The sequence below is a fragment of the Propioniciclava sp. genome (assembly GCF_029977985.1).
Taxonomy (GTDB): domain Bacteria; phylum Actinomycetota; class Actinomycetes; order Propionibacteriales; family Propionibacteriaceae; genus Propioniciclava.
This window is the reverse complement of sequence record NZ_JARKOT010000071.1, coordinates 1-7913: the sequence shown is the minus strand read 5'-3', so window position 1 is coordinate 7913 and position 7913 is coordinate 1. Positions and strand designations below refer to the sequence as shown.

The 7913-nt window shown below is 70.9% G+C and carries 8 protein-coding genes; 4 read left to right on the top strand and 4 right to left on the bottom strand.

What is annotated here, in order from left to right; genetic code table 11:
* Positions 1–1619 (bottom strand): DUF4012 domain-containing protein (locus tag Q1K57_RS04415; RefSeq protein ID WP_300079403.1); only part of this gene is annotated, 1619 nt, incomplete at its 3' end.
* Positions 1620–2144: 525 nt separating this feature from the next.
* On the opposite strand from Q1K57_RS04415, the gene Q1K57_RS04410 reads away from it, so the two are divergent.
* Positions 2145–2279, top strand: coding sequence for a hypothetical protein (locus Q1K57_RS04410; RefSeq protein WP_300079401.1), 135 nt, complete (start codon positions 2145–2147; stop codon positions 2277–2279).
* Between the two features lie 91 nt (positions 2280–2370).
* Complete coding sequence (locus Q1K57_RS04405; protein ID WP_300079399.1) at positions 2371–3234, top strand: SGNH/GDSL hydrolase family protein; 864 nt, start codon at positions 2371–2373, stop codon at positions 3232–3234.
* A 21-nt stretch (positions 3235–3255) separates the two neighbouring features.
* Here Q1K57_RS04405 and Q1K57_RS04400 read toward each other — a convergent pair whose 3' ends face one another.
* Together Q1K57_RS04400 and Q1K57_RS04395 are read right to left on the bottom strand one after the other, a co-directional pair.
* Positions 3256–3792 (bottom strand): hypothetical protein, encoded by a 537-nt coding sequence (locus tag Q1K57_RS04400; protein WP_300079396.1) that lies wholly within the window; start codon positions 3790–3792, stop codon positions 3256–3258.
* A 62-nt stretch (positions 3793–3854) separates the two neighbouring features.
* Entirely contained in the window at positions 3855–5309 is a 1455-nt protein-coding gene (locus tag Q1K57_RS04395) for a polysaccharide biosynthesis tyrosine autokinase (protein WP_300079394.1), read from the bottom strand.
* Between the two features lie 673 nt (positions 5310–5982).
* Between Q1K57_RS04395 and Q1K57_RS04390 the strand changes: the two genes are divergently transcribed.
* Together Q1K57_RS04390 and Q1K57_RS04385 are read left to right on the top strand one after the other, a co-directional pair.
* Positions 5983–6228 (top strand): hypothetical protein, encoded by a 246-nt coding sequence (locus Q1K57_RS04390; protein ID WP_300079392.1) that lies wholly within the window; start codon positions 5983–5985, stop codon positions 6226–6228.
* Between the two features lie 199 nt (positions 6229–6427).
* Positions 6428–6757: a PqqD family peptide modification chaperone gene (locus Q1K57_RS04385; protein WP_300079389.1), complete on the top strand. Its 330-nt coding sequence runs from the start codon at positions 6428–6430 to the stop codon at positions 6755–6757.
* 23 nt (positions 6758–6780) lie between these two features.
* Here the strand turns inward: Q1K57_RS04385 and Q1K57_RS04380 are convergent, their stop codons facing one another.
* Complete coding sequence (locus Q1K57_RS04380; RefSeq protein WP_300079387.1) at positions 6781–7740, bottom strand: polysaccharide biosynthesis tyrosine autokinase; 960 nt, start codon at positions 7738–7740, stop codon at positions 6781–6783.
* Positions 7741–7913 lie beyond the last annotated feature (173 nt).

Here is a 7913-nt window from a genome sequence, read left to right as displayed (position 1 = left end):
GTGACCGTCGCCTGGACAGGGGTGTACACGATCACGAAGTCGCGGGTGGAGCCCACGGGGTGCTTCTGGCCGTCGAGCAGTTCGCCCTTGCCGGTGACGTAGTCGGGCAGCCCGTCTGGGGCCGCGTTGCGCAGTGTCACGGTGAACGTGCTGTTGCGGGTGGTCACGCCGCCGTCGTCCACGGTGCACGCCCCCAGCCGGTAGTCGGCACCCAGGTGCACGAACGAGTCCATCTTGTTCGCCGCCCCGTCGGCCAGCCGCACCGTCGCGATCGGCCCCGGGTCGTCGCCGAATTTGCCGGACAGGCCGGCCGCCTTCACCAGCTTCTGCACGGCCCGGTCGGAGGACCACAGCTGCAGGTAGTCGGCGCCCGGGTCGTCGAGCGCGGCCGCGAAGAGGCCGGGCAGGTCGAACTGGCCGGCGGAGATCCTGCCGAGCACCTGCGCGATGATCTCGGTGACCACGGCGTCCTTCTGCGCCGCGTCGGGATAGTCCCGGTAGACCCCGACCATCAGGTAGTCGGCCAGGTCGGCCGCAGCGATCGTCCGGCCGTCGATCGTCACCGGCCCGGTCGCCGCCGCGAGGAGGCGGACGCTGCCCTGGCCGAGGGCCAACACACCGTCGGCGTGCTCCTCGCCGCGAACGTTCCAGGTGCGGGCCAGCAGGCGGGCGTTGTCGGGAAAGTTGGGTGACAGAGTGAATGAACGCCAGTTGTCGAGGCTGTCGCCCCAGACCTGTTTGTAGCCGGCCGGGAGGTAGGCCGAGTAGTCGACCTTGTGTGTGGTGTCGAGGTCGTTGTTGAGCCCCTGCCTGAGCACCTCGATAGTGCCATCGTGACTGCGCATCAGGAGCCAACTGCCGATCATGCCACCCGAGGGGCGGGACTCGCCCAGGTTCTGCATGGCCACGAACCAGGTGTGTTCGGCGCCCGGCGCGGTGAGGATGGCCACGGCGTCCAGGTACGGCGACAACGTGTCGACGGCCGGCCCCACGTTGCCGAGTGCTTCCCGGAGCCGGGCGATGTCGTCGCCTACCGGGAGCACCAGGCCGCTGAGGTCGAGTTGGTCGAGACGTGTCGCAGCAGCAGCGGCCGCGGTGCGCACCGGCCCGAGGTCGTCGAGGACGTCCCGGGCCATGGACACGTCCAGCGACGCGCCGCCGGCGAAGCGCTCCAGCAGTGGGTCGAGGCTCGTGGTCGCGGCGCCGAGGTCGTCGGCGACCCCGGCGAGTTCGCGCGCCACCGTGACGTCGTCGCCGATCCAGGGCAGCCGGGCAGCGAGAGCGACGGCCGGGGCGTCGGCCGCGGCGTCCGCCCGGGCGGCGAGTTCGCGGGCACGATCCACGTCGCCGGGAAGTGCGGCCAGGTCACCGGCCCGGACGTGCTGCTGGGCCTGCGCGGCGACGTCGCGGAGCCCGAGCAGGCCGGAGCCGAACTGCCACAACTGCCAGCCACCCCAGGCCAGCAGGCCGATGACGACGACCAGTACCGGACCGAGTACGCGCCAGACCCGGCGCCGCGGCTTCTGCACCGCCCTGGCCGGCTTCTCTGCCGGACGAGGAGCTTCGGGCTGCGGGGCCGCGGAGGCGTCGCCGACGTGCTCCGCGTCGACCCGCCTCACCATACGTTCTTCCCCCACCCGTCGTGCCTGCGAACGCCGGGATCCCGGACCGAACGCTGCCCCAGCATAGTCGGCGGCGCCCGGGCACCGTTCCGCCCACCCGCCGGCGGACGGGGCCTGAGCCATGGCCGCGCTTGTATGCGCCAGAACGCCCGGATCGTGGCCAGGTCCACGGGAGGCCACCGGATCACGAGAGCGCTTCCGCTAAGCCTGGTCGGAGTAGTCTGAGCAACGGGAGGGGTCCCGCGTGAATGATCCTGCACGCACGCCGGAAGGACGGCCCAGTCGGCGCACGCTGATCGGTGCGGCCGCCTGGTCGGTACCGGTGATCGCCGTGGCCACAGCAACACCCGCTTTCGCGGCGTCGGCCCCAACCGCGACCTGTCGTTCACGAGCTTCAGCGCCTCCCAGAAGAAGCAGGAGGTGACCGTCTCCTACGAAGTACTGGTGAGCGGAGCCACGACGGTGACCGGCAGCCTGCTGGTTTAGCTCTGGTCAGGCGGCAGCCTCCTCGGCACAGACACCGTGGCCATAACGCTTCGCCCGGAGGCCTCGGGCAAGGTCCGCTTCACCGTGTCGCCCACCCAGACGCCAGACCACGCGACAGCACTGCTCACGAGTTCGGGCCTGGCGTCGGTCAGCGTCGCGGCGAACCTCTGAGACTGCCCGGCGACGTCCGCTGGCCTCGGCTGGTCGGCCCGGACGCGCCGCTACGATGACCATGACTGGACGCACGAGCGAATAGGGAGCCATGGGCAGGAAACTCCAGATCGCCGGTCTTGTCGTCCTCGCGATCGTCGCGGCCCTGCTCTCGCTGGCGGCCCTTCCGGGTGTGCGCAGTCAGTGGCAGACACCAGTCGCGGCGACGCCGGTGGCGAGCCCGACGGCCACGCCGACCGAAACCCCGACCACTACCCCCACCGCGATCGCGTCCGGCACGACCGAGGCCACCGCCACGGCCACCCCCACCACGACGCCCACGGCCACAGGCCTCGCCGGACTCGCCGACCGCCTCGCCGCTGATGATCCGGTCTCGATCATGGTGCTCGGGGACGGCTCCGGAGACGCCACCGACGAGTGGGTGTACCTGTGGGCACGTCAGGTGCACAAGAAGCGGGACGTCTCCTACCGGTCCTGGGACAACAGCGCCGGCACGTGGCGCAAGGCGAATCCCAAGGGCGGAGCCACCTCCGCCACGTTCTGGAACGCCAGCCTGAGCGCACCGAACCTGGCCACCGAGCCGAGGCGGGTGGCCGAGGTGTGGAAGCCCGCCGACGTCGTGATCCTCTCCTACGGCCACCGCAAGAGCGCCGACGAGATCGGCCCGGCCCTGACCGCGATCCGCAAGGCGGTGCTGGAGCAGAACCCGGACGCCGATATCATCGTGATGATCCAGAACCCGGACCCGGTCGCCACCCAGGCCACCCAGCAGGCCACCACACAGGCCGTGGCCAAGTGGGCGAAGAAGAACGATCTCGACACCGTCGACATCTACTCCGCGTTCCTCGACGACCCCCGTCCACGTGCCCAGCTCGTGGAGGCGGACGGCAGCCCCACTCCCGCCGGGTCGATGCTCTGGGCCGATACCGTCCAGACCGCGCTCACCGCGGCCTGACGACTCCGCTCGCACCCCCCCTCAGCAGGTGACGACGCCCGAGATCACCCCGACGGCCTGCTCGATCAGGCCGAGCGAGTGCGCGTACGCCGCGGCGCCGCGACCGTACGGGTCGGGCACGTCGTCGCCGCCCTCGTCAGGACGCGGGGCCAGGGCCCGTCCGGCGGTCGCGAGCGGGATTACCGCGCGCAGGCGATCCCCCACCGGCAGGTGTTCGGGCAGCCCGGCGAAGTCGAGGGAGGCCAGTACCCGGGCGAACTCCCGCAGGGTGAACGTGCGGCGCACCGCCGCTGGCGCCAGGTCGAGCACGCGGCCACGGTGGGCACGGGTCAGCGCCAGCACGAGATCGGCGTCGCGCACCATCGCGGCGTCCAGTTGGCGGGCGGCGAACCCGGACACGTCCGCGCCTCGAGCGCCGAGCCACGCGGCCACCGGTGCGTCGATCGGCTCTCCGACAAGAGCCATCACCCCGGCGCTGCCGGCGTGCACGGCGTCACCCAGCTGCAGGCGCAGCAGCCGTTCCACGGCCGGCGAGCGGGAGATGTTGGCGGTGCACACCGCCAGGACCCGAACCGGGGCCTCCGGTTCGGACGATATCGAGTCAGGCGAAGCGCCCAGGCTCACCGGGCGCTCTCGATGATGTCCACCGGGCTCACCGGCACCGAGCGGGTGCTGTGCCGCTTGACCGACTCGTCGACCTTCAGCGCCTCGGCGTCGGACTGGCGCTCGTAGTAGTAGTGCTGGTGGTAGCCGTAGCCGCCCCGCCGGTCGGTGCGCACGCGGTTCAGGACCAGCCCGAGCAGGTCGGCCTCCACCGCCTCGAGGGAGTCGATCGCACCGGCCAGCTGCGGCCGGGCCAGCGTGCCGCTGCCGATCACCAGCAGGGCGCCGCCACACTCCCGGGCCAGCACGGCGGCGTCTGTCACCGGCAGCAGCGGCGGGGAATCCACGATCACCATGTCGTAGCGGTCGGTGGCCTCGGCCAGCACCGCCTGCATCTGCTGGGAGCCGAGCAGCTCCGAGGGGTTGGGCGGGATCTGCCCTGACACGAGCACGTGCAGGTTGCCGCGTCCGATCGGCTGGGTGACCTGGGCGAGCGTGGCCCGTCCGATCACCACGTCGGTGAGCCCGACGGTGCCGTCGAGGTTGAGCACCTTGGCCAGGCTGGGACGGCGCAGATCCGCGTCGACCAGCAGCACCGACTGGCCGGCGTCGGCCAGGGCACTGGCGAGGTTGAGCGCGGTGGTCGTCTTGCCCTCACCGGCGATCGAGGAGGTGACCACGACCGAGCTGCGGCGCTCGCCGAGCTCGAGGAACTGCAGGTTGGTGCGCAGCCGCCGGTACGACTCCGCCCGCACCGAGTGCGGCGCCGCCTCGAAGATCAGCGGGTGCGCACTGGCGCCGGCGTCGAAGGCGATCACGCCCACCACCGAGCGGTCGGTGACCTCGGCCACGTCGTCCTCCGTGACCACGCTGGTGTCCAGCCGCGCGCGCAGCACGGCCTGCCCGAACCCCAGCAGCAGGCCGACCAGGGCGCCGAGGGCGAGGTTGAGCAGCACGCGCGGCGAAGTCCACTCGGTGGGCACGCTGGCCGGGGCGATGATGGTGGCCGTGACCCGCTTGGTGCCGTCGGCGGACTGGGGCGAGAGCGACTCGACGATCGTCGTCACCTGGGCACCGATCGCGTTGGCGATGGTCGCGGCGACCGTCGGGTCGTTGTCGGTGACCTCGATACCGATGATGGCGGTGTTGGTCGGCACGGTGGCGGTGACCTTGTCAGCCAGCTTCGCCGGGGTGAGGTTGAGGCCCAGCTCGTCGATCACCGGCTGCAGCACGATCGGCGAGGTGACCACTTGGGCGTACGACCGCACCTGGTTCTCAGCGTAGGACGAGCCCGAGTTGAGTTCACCGGCGGTGTCGCCGCTCTGCACGGTGAGGAAGATCGCGGTGGACGCGGTGTACACCGGCTTCATCGCCAGCGTGGCTGCGGCAGCCACCGCGATTCCGACGAGGAATACCGCGACCACGCTGACCCAGTACTTGCGCAGGATCCTGAGGTAGTCGGTCAGTTCCATGGCGAGCTTTCCGTTGTCTGTGAGGGAGCCTGCTCAGTATACGGAAGAAATTCGGCATGCAGTGCACGCGCGCCATTGGTGGAGGCCGGGCGCAATCGTCCGCGTCGCCCTACAATCCGCTGCATGCCGGACTGCCCGTCGACACCCCGGCGCCCGAGACGATGACGTCGCTGGTCATCGGCGGAATCGGCGCGCGGGCGCGGGTCGAGATCGCCGGCCCGCGGGCCGGCGAGCTGCGCGACCTCCTCGCGCAGGCGTGGTCTCGCTGTGTGGACGCGCCGCAGGGCCCGGCGGGTGAGCCGGTCCGGATCCACACGGTGATGGGCGTAGCCCACCCAACTGCCGCCCGGTATCACCCAGCAGGTGACGCACGCCCTGATCGGTGCGCAGACCGGACGGCTGCTGATGCTGCACGCCGGTGCGGTGTGCCACCCGACAACTGGTCGCAGTCTGGTGTACGTGGCCGAGGGCGGCACGGGCAAGACCACGCTCACCCGGGTGCTGGCGCAGCACTACGGCTACCTGACCGACGAGACGGTGGGGATCGACGCCGACCACCGCGTGCTGCCCTACCTCAATCCTGTGTCGCTGTGTGCCCCCAAAAGGCGCCGGACCGAAGCAGGAGCACTCCCCCGACGAGCTCGGCCTGGCACGGGCGCCGGCCGAGGCCCAGGTGGCGCGTCTGGTGTTGCTCGATCGCCAGGACGGCCACGGCGACAATCCCGACATCGTCGAACTCGACCTGCTGGACGCGATCACCGCGCTCGCCCCGCAGACCTCTGCGCTGTACGCGCTGCCGACCGGGCTGCGTTGGTGCGCTGAGCTGATCGAAGCAACGGAGCCGGTGCTGCGGGTCCGCTACGCGGAGGCGGAGTCACTACGAGGTCTGGCGGCGGACCTGATCGGGCCTGTGTCATGAGGGTACGCACACGGCCGTTCGCCGACCGACTGGAGCGCGAAAACGAAGCGCTGGTGCTACTTGTTGAGGGAGCAGGCCTGGTGCGGCTGAGCGCGATGGGAGCGGCGATCGTCGATCTCGCCCTGAACGGCATCCACCTGGACGCTCTGGCCCGATGCCCTGGAGAGTCGGTTCGGCGCGCCACCGCAGGCCTCGGCGCGTGAACTCGAACGCATGGTGGCGGATCAGCGACGACGCCGCCTTCGTGCTCAGCAGCGCGGAACGGGTGGTCGTGCTGAACCTCGCCGCCCCCGCGGAGTCACCGCGGGCGCTGCTCGGCACGGCCGCCTCGGTCTGGCACGCGCTGGCGGGCGAAGGGGACGACCCGAGGCCCTGGGTCGCCGAGCAGGACCTGCTGGACGACCTCGCCGCGGCGTATGCCACCGAGGCGACCGTCATCGCGGACGATGTGCGGACGCTCCTGGAGGGACTCGTCAACGCGGGTTACGTCCAGCTCAGTCCGGAAGCGGACGATTCAGCGCACGCGTGACGCGTCCGATTCCTCGATGCCAATCAGCATGCCGCAGTCTCCTCGGTTGTGACGCGCTTCGGCGTGGGGCGGTAGTAGTCGCCGCTGTACTGGTACCCGTAATGCGCGGCACCGGCCCCCGAGGTGGGCACGCGGTTCAGCACGATGCCGAGCGGGTGTCCGTTGGCCTTGTCGAGCAGGTCGAGCGCGTGCTCGAGCACCTCGTAGGTGGTCTTGCCCGTGCTCACAACGACCAGCGCACCGTCGGTGCGGGTGCTGAGCACGGCGGCGTCGGTGACCGGGAGCAGGGGTGGCGAATCGACGATCACCAGAGCCGTCGCCGAGAGTTCCTGCACCAGGTGCCGCATGCGCTCGGAGCCGAGGATCTCGCTGGGGTTCGGCGGCACCGGGCCCGCGCCGAGCACCATCAGGTTCCCGGTGTCGTGGGCGGGTTGCAGCACGTCGCTCGCCTCGGCCCGTCCGGCGAGCACGTCGGAGAGCCCCGCGCCCTCGGGCAGCCCGAACAGGGACGCGATCCGCGGGCGGCGCAGGTCGCCGTCGACGAGCACCACCGGCTGGCCGGAGGCCGCAATGGTGATCGCGAGGTTCGCCGCGGTGAACGACTTGCCGTCACCGGGCAGCGGGCTGGTCACGACGATCGCTCGCGGCGGGTCGTCCACGCTCATGTACTGCAGGTTGGTGCGCAGGCCGCGGAAAGTCTCGGTGAGCGCCGTCCACTCGCCGCGCTGCCCCATCGTTCCGGGCGGGGGCAACAGCCGGGGCCCCTTCGCCAGCTTCGGTTCCAGCGGCAGCGAACCCACCACGGACACCCCGGTGGCGGCCTCCACGCCCTCGGCGGAGCGAATGTGCCGGTCCATCCGGTCACGGACCACGGCGTAGCCCACACCGAGCAGCAGGCCGATCAGCGCGCCGAGGGCCAGGTTGAGCTTCGCGTTGGGCGAACTGGGCGCCGTGGGCAACCGGGCGGAGTCGCCGGGGATCACGGTGACCGGCGGGTCTTGCCGTCGACGGACTCGATCTTCTCGACCTGGGCGATCATGCCCCGAAGCCATACTTCGGCGAGGTCGCGGGCGGCCTCGGGGGTCGATGCGGACGCGGACACCTGCAGAATCACCGTGTCGGTCGGATTGGTCACCTTCACCTGGTTCACCAGCTG

Excerpts from the sequence above, each read along its gene's own strand:
- Q1K57_RS04405 (WP_300079399.1), top strand. The coding sequence starts at position 2,371 with ATGGGCAGGAAACTCCAGATCGCCGGTCTTGTCGTCCTCGCGATCGTC.
- Q1K57_RS04395 (WP_300079394.1), bottom strand. The coding sequence starts at position 5,309 with ATGGAACTGACCGACTACCTCAGGATCCTGCGCAAGTACTGGGTCAGC.